This is a genomic window from Paenibacillus durus (assembly GCF_000756615.1).
Lineage (GTDB): Bacteria > Bacillota > Bacilli > Paenibacillales > Paenibacillaceae > Paenibacillus_AQ > Paenibacillus_AQ durus.
In genome coordinates this window covers 5,399,808-5,415,398 of the sequence record NZ_CP009288.1, presented here as the reverse complement: position 1 = coordinate 5,415,398, position 15,591 = coordinate 5,399,808, and the positions used below count along the sequence as shown (strand labels likewise).

Sequence of the window (15,591 nt, the reverse complement as noted above, 5' to 3'; positions counted from 1 at the left end):
ATAATGGACGGCACCCGGGTTTTTCTTGGCATATACAAAATTTATAAGCGGCGGTTAAGGTAAGAGCTGCATCGCCGCAATCTCATCAATCTTAGCCGCTTCTCCGGGATCGGCTGCAATAAGCTTGTTATATACCTCTTGATCCTGGGCGCTGTTCAGTTTCTTCAATGCGGCCAAATACCAGCGGGCGATTTCACGGTTTGTTGCGTCTGAGTAATCTTCGCTCAGTCCGCCTTTCAGTGTGTTCACCGCCGTCTGTACATCGCCGGAGAGAAATTGCATTTTTCCCGCATTCAACTTAGTGGCAGGAGGAAGAGCGTTCGATTTGCCGTTCAGATCCACCGTTACCTGGTCGTAGGCTTGGAGCCCAATATTAAAGTTGACCTTCATATTAGCGGCATCCTGTTGGTTAAATGCCGCCTGTCCCAAGTCATAAGATCGGGAGATCAAAGCGTCATACCACTCTGTATCCCATAGATCGGTGCTGGCTGCCAGATCGGCGTAATTGCCGACGAGGCCCGATTTAAGAATTGCGGCAGCAGCCTCGGTATCACCAGTAATCTGCTTTATTTTCCCGACGTTCAGTGCAATCAGCGGCGTGATTTCAAACGGCCGTCCCTGCATTTGACCGGCAGGCAGTGTTTTCAGGTAGGCAATTCCCGCAATTACATGATCGTAGGCCGCTAGCACGGTCTTGATGTATTCCTGCTCATGGGCGCTGTCCTTTTGAACATGAGCCTGCTGACCCAAAGCAGCAGAGCGTGCGATAAAGCCTTCGTACCAATCAATATCCCACTTATATTTATCCGCATTGTCACGGTATACCGCATAAGCTTCATCGGGTTTTCCTTGCAAATCATATAAAGCAATCAGTTGCTTCAGCATCAGCTTATTGTTCGGCTCATCCTTCAGCCCTCGGGTCAGCACGGCGAGTGACTCGGCTGCGAACTGTTCGTTCTTGTTCTGGCTGTAGACCTGGTTGTCCATCGAAGCGAGAATAATAACGGACTCCGGATGGCTCGGACGGTTTTTAAGCGCCTTGATCAGCGGTGCCTTGATTTCTTCGTAAGACTGACTTCTTTGTACGATCGCTTGGGCATCCGCAGCGGCATTGGCGGAACCGATATCGCGGAGGGACACGAAGAGCACCGCGAAAGCTCCCACACAGGCCAAGGCCAAATAGCCAAAACGTAGCCCCGAAGAGTTCCATTTGACTGCGAGCGGTTTAGCATCCATAGCAGCGGCCATACCCGCAAGCCCAATGAATACAAGCAGGCCCATAAACGCGTAGCTCATATTGAAGTCAAGAACACTGTGAAGCAGAATCGAGAGAGCGATGATAAGGAAGAAAAAACCGTTCTCGTAATCGTCCCTTTCCCTTTGCTTCATATAGCCTCTGATATATTTGTAGAACACAAACAGGATAAAGCCCATAAATACGATGAAGCCAAGAATGCCGACCTCAATCAAGTACTGCAGGAAGAAGTTATGCGCCTGCCGGCTTGTATACGGGTTGTTCTGGTACTTCTCATAGAGAGCGGCCCAACCGCCACCGCCGGCGCCGAGAACCGGATAATCCTTAGCCACCTTGAGTGCATCCTTGTAAAAGGTGAAGCGTTCCAGTACGCTGTGCTGCTGGAAGTTAATATTCTCCAGACGGGTTTCAATATTGTCCGGCAAAATGCTGCGCGCACTCGTGCCGATCAGCAGGAAAGCGACTAACGCTACCAGCACCGTTGCGCCGATTGGAAGCCAAAGATTCGTAAATCTGCGGCTTGACCAGCCCTCCAGTTGCGTTTCCAGCCATGGAGCGGCAAAACGCTGTACCACCCAGCACAGAGCCGCCGTCATAGCTGAAGCTATCAACAGGTACGCCCAGCCTTTAACGGCCGCTGACGCATCGGGAACCAGGCTAAGACGCTGACCGATCATAGTGACCTGATTCGTAACCGCCACCGAGGCAATGCCCGCGATAATGAGATGAATAATCCACAATATTTGCCGCGCCGGTTTTTGGAACAGAAGAAGAAGCACGAATACCACAGGCAGCATGACAAGCCCGCCCCGCGAGAGCGTCAGCAGCAGCGATACAATAATCGGTACGAGCATGAATCCGTTGATCAGCGTACCGTATCCTTTTTTCGAGCGAATCAGCGCAAATATCGCCACAAACAAGAACGCCATCAGAAAGGCGGCATATGTATTGGCATACTGAAAAATCGAAGTCAGACGCAGACCGTTGGAGTCGGTCATCACCGCGTCCAGATATTTGCCTCCTCTAACCGTATTCGAGAACCAGCCGACCAGCCCTCCGGCAACATTCCAAGCGCCAAGCCAGTTCAGCAGGCCGAACCAGACTATCAGATAAGCCACTGTCAATACGGCGGTTTGTATGATAACATTAACTTGTTTTTGTCGAAGGAGGTAGAGACTTACAATGAACAACGCGGTGTACATGCTCTGAATCAGCAGCAAATTCATCGCCATATAATGCGAAGCGGCGACAAAGAGCGACAGGAAGTACGTCAGAGGAAGCAGCAGCACGGCTACAGCCAGCAGATCCCGCTGGTCCTCTAATTTAAACCTTTTGTAATAGAGGCCGACCCATAAGATGAGCATCAGACAACCTAGCAGAGCCGCAACATAGATCGGTTTCTCATAATCCGTCTGCTGCCCGTTAAATAATCCCACTTGAAACGGGGCCCAAAATAAAAATAAAATAAAACCAATCACCAACACCCACAGCGAGTCGGGTAATTTTTCGGCATTTCTCGACTGAGCAGCTTTTTTACCGTATACTGGATTAGCCAACTTTTTAATCTCCTTTTCAATATATTACTCAAAATATTTTAACACAGTATTAGTTGTACGTCTCTTTTAGCAAAGATTGGCGTTTGGCTGTTTGGCATAAAAAACCGTTCGAAATTACAAAATGAGGGTTGGAAGAATTCATGTTGAAAAGTTCGCTGCAATCATTCAAAAAGCAACAAAAGTTTATTATTCAGTTGTCTAAAGATGACTTTAGAAGAAAATATGCCGGTTCATACTTAGGGATTGCTTGGGCATTTATTCAGCCAACGATCAGCCTATTGATATTTTGGTTTGTGTTTCAGGTAGGCTTGAAAAGCCAAGCTGTTAATGATGTCCCCTTTATCCTGTGGTTATCGGCCGCTATGATTCCATGGAATTTTTTTGCCGATGCTTTGCAATCAGCAACCAATGCTATCACTGAGACAAGCTTTTTAGTTAAAAAGGTTGTCTTCAAAGTTCAAATTTTACCTCTAGTAAAAATATATACATCTTTGTCGATCCATTTGTTCTTTATCGTTTTTTTGTTTGTCCTCTTTTCTGTTTACGGTTATTACCCTGACCTCTACTATATTCAAATTCCGTACTACATTTTTTGCATGTTTATTTTACTCTTAGGTCTTTCTTGGATAACCTCAGCTTTGGTCGTGTTTTTAAAAGACGTAGGACAAGTCATTTCTATGATATTGCAGTTTGGGTTTTGGTTAACTCCTATTTTTTATTCTTATCAAACGCTTCCTGTAAAGTACGACTTTCTGATAAAGCTCAATCCTTTGTACTATATAACTGAAGGCTACAGAGGGATTTTCATCTACAAATTTTGGTTCTGGGAAAGACCTGATCTTACCTTATACTATTGGATCGTTTCGTTGTCCGTTCTTATAGTGGGCTATCTATTGTTCAGGAGACTTCGGCCACACTTCGCGGATGTTTTATAAAATTAGGAGGAACACATATGGATAGTACACATTATTCATCTAATAGCAAACCTGCTTTTGATGAAAGTGATGTTGTTATAGAAATTAAATCCGTCTCCAAAATATACAAGCTTTACGATACAAATGCAGACCGCCTGAAAGAGGCGATTATACCCTCAAAAAAGAAGCGGCATAAGGAGTTTTACGCATTAAATAACCTCTCTTTAAATATTCACAAAGGAGAATGTATTGGATTTTTAGGCAAAAATGGCGCGGGCAAATCCACTGCTTTGAAAATAATTACCGGTGTGCTTAAGCCCTCCAGCGGAGCGGTTACGGTGAAAGGGAAAATAGCCGCTCTTTTGGAACTGGGAGCGGGATTTAATCCTGAATTAACGGGATTGGATAACATTTTTTTTAATGGAAATATAATGGGTTTCTCAAGACAAGAAATGATGGAGCGTCTAGATTCCATTCTGGAATTTGCAGATATTGACGATTTTATTAATCAGCCTGTCAAAACATATTCTAGCGGAATGTTCGCCCGTTTAGCGTTCGCTGTTGCCATCAATGTGGAGCCGGATATTTTAATTATAGACGAAGCCTTGTCTGTAGGAGATGTGGCTTTTCAAACGAAATGTTTCCGACGAATCAACGAATTTAAGGAGCAGGGGAAGACCATTATTTTTGTAACCCATTCTATGGATACGATTCTTAAATACTGCAACCGTGCGGTGGTTATCCACAACGGGGAGAACATCGCGGAAGGATCAGCCAAAGAAATGGTTGATGTATACAAGAAGATCTTGGTCAATTTATACGATATCAGTGAAGAAATGAAAATCAATAAAAATGCCAGTCTATCGGAAATAGGGGAATGGAAAAATTACTTCTCACTGAATAAGACACTGCTGGAATACGGGGACAAAAAGGCTGAAATCGTCGATTTTGGCATATTTGATATGAACGAATGCCCCTCATCCAAAGTTATTAGCGATGAGCCGGTAATCATCAAAATGAAAGTTGTCTTTCATGATCGGATTGATGAACCCATCTTTGCATTCACCATAAAGGATGTAAAAGGTAATGAACTTTGCGGAACAAACACGATGTTTGAAAATATTGTCACCTCAACAAGCAACCCGGGGGAAGTTGTGACAGTCTCATTTACCCAAAGCCTCAAACTACAGAGCGGTTTCTATACGCTTTCCCTAGGATGCACAGGGTTTCAAAACGGAGAGCTGGTAGTATATCATCGTTTGTATGATGTGCTGTCTTTTGAATCCTCAATATTTAAGAATATTGTCGGAGTGTATGATGTTGAATCGCAAATACAACTTTATAAAAGTGAGCAATCGAGGGTTCTGACATGAATGAGAAAATAGGAAACGTTAAATTTAACCTGAAATTTTACTCGGGAAATGATGAATACAGCGACGGCGATATTGAAGATGAGATACTGTCTATTGTAAAACAAGGTGAAGCGGAAATTGAAGAAAGATTGATGAATGATAATCAATGGCCCATACTTTATCACTTGTCTCCATACAGACATAATTTATTGGATTGGTATTCCTTTAAAAAAAACTGTTCAATATTGGAGATTGGCGCAGGGTGTGGTGGGGTAACAGGAGTTTTATGCGAAAAGGCGAAGCAAGTAACCGCGGTAGAACTCTCTAAGAGAAGAGCGGAAATTAATGCTTACCGTAATTTTAATAGGGAAAATCTTGAGATCATTGTGGGGAATTTTGAGGATATGGAATTCGGCGAAAAATTCGACTATATCACATTGATCGGTGTTCTGGAATATGCGGGGAAGTTTACGAAATCACCTGAACCATACAAGAAATTTCTTGAAAATATAAAAAAATTCTTGAAACCCGATGGTGAATTGATCATTGCTATTGAAAATAAGTTCGGACTCAAATATTGGACGGGAAAAAAAGAAGATCACACAGGCATAAGTTACGAAGGAATAGAAGGTTACCTCAACGATAAAGGTGTAAGAACTTTTAGTAAATGTGAAATAAGAAAACTGCTGAGTGAAGTGGGCTTCAAAGAAATAGAGTTTTATTACCCTATGCCGGATTATAAACTTCCCACTCAAATATTTTCGGATAGTTATTTACCTAAGGTTGGCGACCTGGATAAAGATGCTCCTAGTTATGATGCGGAACAGATTATTGCTTTTCAAGAATACTTTGCCTACAACAATCTAATTCAGGATAACCAGTTTGATTATTTCGCCAACTCATTTTTGTTGTTTTGTGAAAATGGGGAGGGATATGCAAAATGAAGGTTATTTACTCCAAATACAATAGAAACAGATTGCCCTCTTTCCAGATCAAAACCATGATTATTGAGGATGCAACAGAGTTATATGTTGAGAAATACGCATTAACCCAGGCTGCCTATCCCCATATCAAAAATATTTACAATAATTATCTTGTGCAGCAAAAGCAATATAGCCATCTCCATTTCGCCAAAGCCATCCAGATCGGACAAAGTGGATTACGGTTTGAATATATTAATGGAACAACTATGGATGCACTGCTTTTTGAGTCCGTTTTATCCAAGAACCCGGTTCTTTTTCTTCAATATATAAAAGAATATATAGATTTCCTAAAGGGATTTAATCCTGAATTCAAGTCTGAATTTCGTCCGTCTCAGGAGTTCAGGAGCATTTTTGGCTGTACTCCGGTATTTGCGAATGTTCACTGCATGCATGAAGCCAATATAGATCTCACATTCGATAATATTATTCGTCACGATTCCAAAAAGGTTATCATCGATTACGAATGGATTTTTAATACTGAGGTTCCGCTCGACTATATTGTTTTTCGAAGCATAAACAGATTCTTTTGGAAGTATGGAGAGTATTTAAATGGTTTCATGGATCTCAAAGATTTATTTAGAGAGCTTCATATTGACTATCTTGAAGAGTATGAAGAAATGGAGCATGGCTTTCAAGCTTATGTTCTGGGTAACCGTCAACATGGGCTCGGTTCACAATATATACGTACTCAGGTTAAAGTAAGTGATCTTCAGCAAGAATTAATTGAGTATAAAAATAAAACTGGAGAACATTCATCTCTATTTGAGAAAGCAAATGAAGAAATTGAAAAGTTAAAGAAAGAGAAGCTTAATGTTAGTACTGAATTTAATGAAGTTAACCGCAAACTGACTCATTATCTGTTTCAATCAGACAAATTAAATAATGAGGTTAAACGGCTGAGTTTGTTAAATGAGGGGCTTCAAGCTGATAAAGATTTGTCTTTAAAGATGATTGAAAAGCAGGAATTAGCGGCAAGAGTAGTTGATGAAAGGATAGAGGCCAAATTATCAAAGATTAACGAGTTGGAAAAGACACTAAGAGGAAGAATATCAAGAAAGATTGCCGGTAAAAAGTATTTGGTGCTTCATCAATTAGCCGTTAAAGAAAATAATGCTCGGATTAACTTCAATAAAGATGAACTCATCCGTTCAAATAATGAAGAAATTATGGAATTGAGAAAAAGGCTGCAAGACCTTGAGAATTATATTGCTGGACTTGAAGATGAAAAAAACTCAATGAAATTGGAACTAAATCATCTACAATTAAGCCAAACGGATATGTTAGATAAGCATCATCTTGTTGTGCTTGAAAATCAACATCTCTCAAAGACCAATCATGAAAGCAATCTCAAATTACAAGAAATAAATGAGGCATTTCAACTTCTTCAAGCGGAACATCACCAGTTGAAATATGATTATAACTTGCTTTCTCAGCAGCTATATCAAGGTCTCAGAGAGGAAGAGAGCATTGACTAAGAAAGTACTTGTATTAAATCCATATTTCCCTACATTAGGCGGCGGGGAGAAACATATGGGTTATTTGTGTAAGTTTATCGAGAATTACTACGAGGATGTGGAAATCGACATATTAGTTCATAACTATAACAATATCGATATTCATTCAAGCAATTATCCGGATATTCATGTCTTATATGATAGATTTGGAATCAAATTAAACAAGACCAAAATTAGAAAGATAGATTTACCTCCCGCATCCTCACTGATTGATCATTATAAAAATAAAAAACGGATTGAAGACCTTTCGAAGGAGTACGATCTTTTTATAAATTTTATGTTCCTCAGCAAGCATGTAGGAAAAGCAAAGAGGAATATTTACAGCTGCATGTTTCCTCCGCAAAAATATAATTTTAATAAATTTCCTAAAAACGTAATTGGAAAAGTACTAGATTCCCAATTTAAACGCAGCTATGATTACTTCGTTACCAATTCAATGTTTACGAACCACTGGCACCAGCATTACTGGAACACTGGAAAGAAGAATAAGCCTGTTTATCCACCTGTATTCTTAAAAGATGAAATGGCTAAGGTGATATTTTCCGAAAAGGAGAAAATTATTTTATCTGTTGGACGTTTTTTTGTGGGTGCACATAATAAAAAACAGGATCAGTTAGTTGATTTTTTCATAAACAATTACCAGAAATTCGAAGGTTGGGAACTGCACTTAATCGGAGCTTTATCCAATAACGCAAACGACATTGATTATGTAAACAGCATTCAAGAAAAGATAAAGGAATATCCGATTCATTTGCATGTGAATATTCCTTTATCCGAGGTAAATCACTTTTACAAGAAGGCAAAAATCTTTTGGCATGCAACAGGTCTGGATGAGGAAAGTGACATGTTTCCGGATAAAATGGAGCACTTTGGAATTACTACCGTTGAGGCTATGAGTAATGGAGTAGTACCGATTGTGATCAACAAAGGTGGCCAAACCGAAATTGTTAATCACGAAAAAGATGGTTATTTGTGGAACACGAGAGAAGAGCTTCTAAGTTATACACTTCAATTGATGAAAGACCCGGAACAGATGTTATCTTTGGCCAATAACGCGATAGAGCGTGCCGAATACTTTTCTGTAGAGAATTATTATAAACATAATGAGGAGATCTTCAATGCCCTGTAAATTCTCGATTGTCTTGCTTAACTATAACGGAAAAAAGTATATAGACAATCTTTTTGAATCCCTAATTAACCTTGATTCTAATGGATTCACTTATGAAATTATCTTCGTCGATAATGATTCGAAGGATGATTCGGTAAACTACCTGGAGCAGAAATATCAAAAGTTGATCCCTTCGCTGAAAATAATCAAGTCGGGGAGAAATTTGGGGTTTGCCGGAGGGAATAACTATGGTGTGAAGTTTGCCGAAGGCGAGTATATTATATTTCTGAATAATGATACAGCCGTTCCTCCAAATTGGCTTAATGAGCTCTCAGCCTTTATTGATCAAAAATCGGATTTCGGAATCATTTCCTCTAAACTGGTGTTCTTTTATGATTTTATAAAATTGAATATCCGGACGCAGGATAAAGTAATCCTCTCAACCAACATAACCATTAACGGGGAAGCATACCGGATCGATCCTAAATTCACAAAAAACGTATTATATGGGGAAAAAGAAATCACTTGTTTTGGTCATACTACTATTTATATTCCGCTCCTTCAAGGACTGGAAACGAGTTACACTATAGAATTTGATCATGTAAAAATCCATGATGAACAGACAGATTGCTGGGTGCTCAATGAGCAAGAAATATCTATGGACAAAACCATTACACTTGATCAAGATTACATTTCCTCTAACAGACTTACTTTAATACAAAACGCCGGATCAGGAATCAATGAAAAATTTGATGGTTATGATATCGGATTTTGTGAAATTGATCAGGGACAATATAATAGAAGCGTTGAGCTGGATTCCTGCTGCGGTGCAGCTATGCTAATCAGAAAAGAAACGTTCGATAAAGTAGGCGGGTTCGACCAGCGTTTTTTTATGTATTACGAAGATACGGACCTTTCTTATCGAGTGAAAAGACAAGGACTAAAGCTTTACCTGTGTCCGACTGCCATTATCAGACATATTCATACCGGCAGCAGTCAGGAATGGTCTCCGTTTTTTGTTTATCAAATCTATCGTAATAAACTACTTTTTATATTTAAAAACTTCCCATTTGCAACTTTTATTAAGCAATTTATCAAATATTTACTGCATGTTGTGAAAGAAGTATTCACTACGAGACAAAAAGTTTCGTTAAAAAAGTCAAAAGTAAAAGCAATATTCGGATTTCTAAGATTATCTCCATACTATATTGGCGCATTTAAATCTAAACGAGGTGTGAAATGAAAATTATCTTATTATCGGGAGGGTCGGGTACTAGATTATGGCCGCTTTCTAATGACGCACGTTCTAAACAATTTCTTAAAATTTTGAAAAGTGATGTTTCCGAATATGAATCGATGCTTCAAAGGGTTTGGAGACAACTCGGTGATGTTGGACTGAAGGATTCTGCATTTATAACTACCAGTAAATCACAGGTTGAGATGATACAATCGCAGATTGACGATTGCCCACCTTTGATCATAGAACCCGAGAGAAAAGATACCTTCCCGGCAATCGCCCTATCAGTATCTTATTTGCTTACACGAACTGCAGCGGAGAAAGATGAAGTGGTCATTGTTTTACCTGTAGACTCGTATGTTGAGACGGATTTTTTTAGACAGATTTTAATATTAGAGCAGAAGATGCATAGTCAAAAAGTGAATATTGCATTATTGGGTGCTAAACCTACTTCTCCAGCTGAAAAATATGGATACATAATACCGAAGCAATCCACTTTGGATCAACCTTTGGTCGAGGTTGATCATTTTGTCGAAAAACCTGCGAAAGAAGTAGCCGTAGAACTGATTAATAAGAAGGCTCTATGGAATTGCGGAGTGTTTGCGTTTAAGCTTAATTATTTGGAAAAGATAATGGAAGAACGGAAGATTACCAGGGATTTTGATCAATTACTAATAGAGTATAAAAATTTAACAAAAATCAGCTTTGATTTTGAAGTGTTGGAGAAAGAGCAGACCCTTTACATGATCCCTTACAAAGGTGATTGGAAAGACCTGGGGACGTGGGACGCACTTGTAGAGGAAATGGATTCGAATGTGTTGGGTAAAGGTATTCTATCCGATTGTTCGAATGTTAATTTGGTGAATGAATTAGACCTCCCTATAGTCATGATGGGGGTGAAAAACACTATTGTTGCGGCTAGTCCTGATGGGATATTAGTTTCTGATATTTCCATGACACCCAATTTGAAAGATGCATTGAAATCGATTAACTCAAGACCTATGTATGAAGAGCGTCGATGGGGCTGGTTTCGAATTCTGGAATATACTATCAATAATGAGAATGAGGAAGTACTCACGAAGAGAATCTGCATAAAGAAAGAAAAATACCTGAGCTATCAGGAACATTCTAAAAGAAGTGAAACCTGGAATATCATAGGCGGCCAAGGTGAACTGATTTTGGATAATCAACTTTTTCACATTAAATCGGGAGATGTATTTAAGATTATGCCTGGACAAAAGCACAGCATAAAAGCTGATGAGGATCTGGAAATTATTGAAATCCAGCAGGGTGAATTAATAGATGAAGATATTTATAGATATGCATTGACTTGGGATGAGATTAAGAGAAAGGCTAGTGTTTTCATTCAGAAATAGAGCGGTCAACTTCTAGGCTAGTGATCTCAAACACCCTAAAGATTCGTGTTGGAAAGGAGTTATTAGGGTGAATATACCTCGAGTTCTAGTATTACTATCAACTTATAACGGAGAACAGTATATCAGGGAATTACTTAATAGCGTTTTAGCTCAGCATAAGGTGGATGTGACTGTTCTAATACGAGATGACGGATCAACTGATCAGACATGGGAAATACTTGAATATTTCAAGTCGAAAAATAAGAATATTCTTCTTTATAGAGGTGACAATCTAGGCGCTAAGGAGAGTTTTTTCAATTTAATCCATCATGTATATGATAAAAATTTGATCCAAGAATATGATTATTTTTCATTTTGTGACCAAGATGATATTTGGATGCCTATGAAGCTGATGCGTGCTCTATCCCTTTTAAAAAGTGGGCCAGACAAAAATAAACCTTTAATGTTTTGCTCTACTACGAAAATGGTAGATGAAACTCTAAAAAAAATAACGATATGGCCTCCTTATCCAAAAAAGTCAACGATAGTATATAATGCATTAGTTGAGAATATTGCGGTAGGATGTACAACGGTTATCAATCGTGAAGCGTTTGAACTTGTTGTGCAAAATTTTCCTGATAATTCTAAACAAATTATCATGCACGACTGGTGGCTGTATTTATGCGTATCTGCATTCGGTAACGTTATTTTCGATAAAGAACCTAATATCCTATATCGGCAGCATAGTCATAATGTTACAGGAGGACAAAAAGACAGTCCTGTGAAAAAAATGCTGAAGAGATTCTATCGTTTTATTAAAAAAGAGAATTATTATATAAGAAGAAATCAGGCAGTCGAGTTCTATAAGTGTTTTTATTCCTTGTTAAACTCGGAGGATAGGAAAGCTATTGAGTGTTTTTTGAATACTTTAAATAAAAACTTGCCTCATAGAGTTCTTTATATTTATAGCTCCCCCTTTTTCAGACAAACCAAGATTGATAATGAAATTTTTAAATTAACCTACATTTTTGGTAAGGTTTAATTACTGAGAGGGCTATCGAAATTATAGTGATTCTTCAAACAACATTTAATCGGTCTAAAGCAAATAATTAGGGTATAATACTAGTGGAAAACATTAAAAGGGGCAGTAGCATGATCTACAATGATTTTAGTTTATCTATCGTTGTACCTATGTACAATGAAGGAGATAATGTAACGGTTTTTTATGACAAAATAACCGATGTGCTTCAAAGTAATGGATATAATTATGAGATTATATGCGTAAATGATGGAAGTAAAGATGACACAATGGAAAGACTGCGAATTCTTGCAACAAGAGATAGAAGAGTCAAAGTTATAAACCTTTCTAGGAACTTTGGCAAGGAGATAGCGATGTCTGCTGGTTTAAAGTATTCTAAATCAGATATCGTAATTCCAATTGATGCTGACCTTCAGGATCCCCCTGAAGTGATTCCAACTCTTATAGAAAAGTGGAAAGAAGGTTATGATGTAGTCTATGCTACTCGTCTGAAAAGAGAAGGAGAAACATGGCTGAAAAAAATAACCGCTCATTCATTTTATAGAGTTATTGGAAAAATGACGAGATTCGAAATTCCTGCCGATACTGGGGATTTTCGCTTAATGAACAGACAGGTGGTCGAGGCAATAAATCAATTGCCTGAGCAACATAGATTTATGAAAGGTTTATTTAGTTGGGTTGGTTTTAAACAAACCAGCATTTCTTATTATAGAGAGCCACGATTTGCAGGGAAAAGCAGTTTTAATTACTGGAAGCTTTGGAATTTTGCAATTGAAGGGATAACATCTTTCTCATTTGCACCGTTACAGATTGCAACATATTTAGGTTTACTAATTGCTCTTTTGTCGTTAATCTATGCGTTTTACTTAGTAATAGTAACGGTAACTTTAGGGAATTCTGTACCAGGCTATCCATCCTTAATGGTAGCTATTCTATTTTTTGGAGGGGTTCAATTAATAACTTTGGGAATAATTGGAGAGTATATAGGTAGAATTTATAATGAGTCAAAAAAAAGACCTTTGTATCTTGTGAAAGAAGAATTAAATATAGATAACGAATCCCAAATAACAAGACTGAAAATTAGTCGATGATTAAAAAAGTATATATGATAAAAAAGTCGCCTAACTTTGACAATAATTAGAGAATAATACATTGAAGAATAATAATTGATCCTATTGTGATAGTGAAAGTAAATTTTTTCGGTCCAAAATAAGGAATTAACAAGGCTTTGATCTTCCTTTGTTTTGTTTTTGCTCGTCTTGTTACTCTAAATAACTTTCAGTAGAGGAAGATTTTAATTAAAGGAGCTTTTATGGAGAAAATTATAAAGATAGTTAACAGGTATCGAATTTTATATCTAATTTTTTTTGGCATGATATTTCTTATACATCAATTTATATTTATGTATCATGATGACTTTGGTTATGCAACTCTAACCTATGGAACTAAAAGTTTGAATTCTGCTGCAACTGATTATCCTTTTTTTAAAATATTTAGCTACTTGCATTGGCATTACTACAATTGGGGCGGACGTGTTGTAGGACTATTCTTTTCTATAACATTATTTAAGTTTGGTTTGTTTTGGTACAGATTAGCGCAGAGTCTCGTCATCTTCATAATATTGATGTTAGTTAGCAAAAACTTCAACGTCTCTAAAGAAAATCTAATTTATAAGTTTTTACTATCTGGAGGCTTATTTTTTTTAATACCTATTATAATTACAAAAGAGAGCATATATTGGGCCTCTGCCTCAGTGGGATACCTGTGGCCATTTTTATTTTTTCTATGCGGGATTTATTTTGTCTCTAAGTTGAAATCGAAAAATATCTTAGTTGTTGGCTTATTATTCATCTGTGGTTTATTGAGTGGTTGGTCTCAAGAACAGGTTGGAGCGGCATTTATTTGTTATTTGGTCCTTATGATTATTTTTGGTGAGAATTCGGTTAATTCTTTGAGATTCAATCGAATTATTTTTTTATTGGGTTCCACTGTTGGATACACGTTATTAATGATTGCTCCAGGCAATACAGTTAGACTTCATGATTCAAGTTCTGCTACGCTTTATGGAAAAAGTATGCTTGAGAAAGTTACAATGAATTTACCGATTTTATTTCAAAAACTTGCTTTGGTCAATGGGACAGTTTTATTTAATATTTTTCTGTTTTTGATTGCCTTTGCTATATACAATGTTAGTGTAAACAAAAAAAATGCTTTGAAATATATATCAACCATTTTTATTACACAGGTTATATTACTTTCTTCAGATTATGCTGAATACCCAGGGAAGTTTTTGTATCTTACACAGGTGATTCAGATATTATCCATATTGATCAGCCTATTTTTTATCTCAAAATTTATAAAGAATTATAATCTTTTGGTTTCATATATAACTGCCTACGTTGGTGTGCTCCCAATGCTGATAGCGCCTTACTTTCCAGAACGTTCACTATTGCCAACGTTTATTTTTATTATTATTATCTGCTGTATTTTGTTTGATTATTTTCTAAATGTATTTAATAAAAATATGATGAACAGTATTATTTCTATAATAGGTATTTTATCATTGCTGAACTATTCTTATACGTTCATTGGTTACATGGATAACAGTAAAAGTAATAGACAGAACATAAGCATTTTGAAAAATGCATCAGATAAGATCAAGCAAGGCGAAAAAATAAATGATATTTTGTTGTATAGAAATAGCAATGAATTATTTACAGGAGCTCCTCCGTATGTTGTTACATATACTTATTCGTGGATTAAACAATTTTATTCTCTTCCTGATTCTGTTAATCTAAAATATGGTAAAATTATACAAGAATACAACCTAAATGAGAGATTGTTCTATGGAACAGGGGAAGAGAAAGAAGGGCTGACAAAAGCCAGTAATCTATATGACGGATGGGGAGCGCAAGAGACATGGGGAGTATGGACTATCGGGAAAAAATCAACAATCTTCTTTAAAATGGGAGATAAATCAAATAAAGATGTTATTCTTGATTTGAAACTCAAAGGTTATTCCAAAGGACTTACGCAGAAAGTTGATATATTCATAAATGGAGTTTCTTTAGGGGAATTATTAGTAGACACTACCCAAGATAGAAATTATTCATTGAATATTGCTAAAGAGGTCTATAATTCTAATGATATTATGAAAATTGAATTTGCTATTGCCGATCCTATCTCTCCTAGTCAAAAGGGTGAATCAGATGATTCTAGAGCATTAGGGTTAGGGTTGATTAACTTACAATTCACTGGTAAATGAGCTAGTCAAACAT

Annotated in this window: 11 protein-coding genes; 10 read left to right on the top strand and 1 reads right to left on the bottom strand. The window is 37.6% G+C overall.

Annotation, left to right across the window (positions count from 1 at the left end; genetic code table 11):
* Positions 1 to 54: 54 nt before the first annotated feature.
* Entirely contained in the window at positions 55 to 2,811 is a 2,757-nt protein-coding gene (locus PDUR_RS23920; protein ID WP_042208466.1) for an O-antigen ligase family protein, read from the bottom strand.
* Between the two features lie 140 nt (positions 2,812 to 2,951).
* Between PDUR_RS23920 and PDUR_RS23915 the strand changes: the two genes are divergently transcribed.
* The 10 genes from PDUR_RS23915 (at position 2,952) to PDUR_RS23870 (ending at position 15,578) form a co-directional block, all read left to right on the top strand.
* Positions 2,952 to 3,746, top strand: a complete 795-nt coding sequence (locus PDUR_RS23915; protein WP_042208465.1) for an ABC transporter permease — start codon at positions 2,952 to 2,954, stop codon at positions 3,744 to 3,746.
* Between the two features lie 17 nt (positions 3,747 to 3,763).
* Positions 3,764 to 5,098, top strand: a complete 1,335-nt coding sequence (locus PDUR_RS23910) for an ABC transporter ATP-binding protein (protein WP_042208464.1) — start codon at positions 3,764 to 3,766, stop codon at positions 5,096 to 5,098.
* Positions 5,095 to 6,021, top strand: a complete 927-nt coding sequence (locus PDUR_RS23905; protein ID WP_042208463.1) for a class I SAM-dependent methyltransferase — start codon at positions 5,095 to 5,097, stop codon at positions 6,019 to 6,021. Before PDUR_RS23910 ends, PDUR_RS23905 begins: the two co-directional genes overlap by 4 nt.
* On the top strand, positions 6,018 to 7,535 hold the full coding sequence (locus PDUR_RS23900; protein WP_042208462.1) for a hypothetical protein: 1,518 nt from the start codon (positions 6,018 to 6,020) through the stop codon (positions 7,533 to 7,535). The genes PDUR_RS23905 and PDUR_RS23900 overlap by 4 nt, the downstream gene beginning before the upstream one ends.
* On the top strand, positions 7,528 to 8,703 hold the full coding sequence (locus PDUR_RS23895; protein WP_169744940.1) for a glycosyltransferase family 4 protein: 1,176 nt from the start codon (positions 7,528 to 7,530) through the stop codon (positions 8,701 to 8,703). The genes PDUR_RS23900 and PDUR_RS23895 overlap by 8 nt, the downstream gene beginning before the upstream one ends.
* Positions 8,693 to 9,925, top strand: a complete 1,233-nt coding sequence (locus PDUR_RS23890) for a glycosyltransferase family 2 protein (RefSeq protein ID WP_042208460.1) — start codon at positions 8,693 to 8,695, stop codon at positions 9,923 to 9,925. The genes PDUR_RS23895 and PDUR_RS23890 overlap by 11 nt, the downstream gene beginning before the upstream one ends.
* Positions 9,922 to 11,295 carry a sugar phosphate nucleotidyltransferase gene (locus PDUR_RS23885; RefSeq protein ID WP_042208459.1) on the top strand — a complete coding sequence of 458 codons (1,374 nt, stop codon included), beginning with the start codon at positions 9,922 to 9,924 and terminating at the stop codon, positions 11,293 to 11,295. The genes PDUR_RS23890 and PDUR_RS23885 overlap by 4 nt, the downstream gene beginning before the upstream one ends.
* 67 nt (positions 11,296 to 11,362) lie before the next feature.
* A complete protein-coding gene (locus tag PDUR_RS23880) occupies positions 11,363 to 12,316 on the top strand; it encodes a glycosyltransferase family 2 protein (protein WP_052410372.1) in 954 nt (317 codons plus the stop codon).
* Positions 12,317 to 12,426: 110 nt separating this feature from the next.
* On the top strand, positions 12,427 to 13,404 hold the full coding sequence (locus PDUR_RS23875) for a glycosyltransferase family 2 protein (protein ID WP_042208457.1): 978 nt from the start codon (positions 12,427 to 12,429) through the stop codon (positions 13,402 to 13,404).
* Positions 13,405 to 13,625: 221 nt separating this feature from the next.
* Positions 13,626 to 15,578 (top strand): DUF6056 family protein, encoded by a 1,953-nt coding sequence (locus PDUR_RS23870; protein WP_042208456.1) that lies wholly within the window; start codon positions 13,626 to 13,628, stop codon positions 15,576 to 15,578.
* The last annotated feature ends 13 nt before the right edge of the window (positions 15,579 to 15,591 follow it).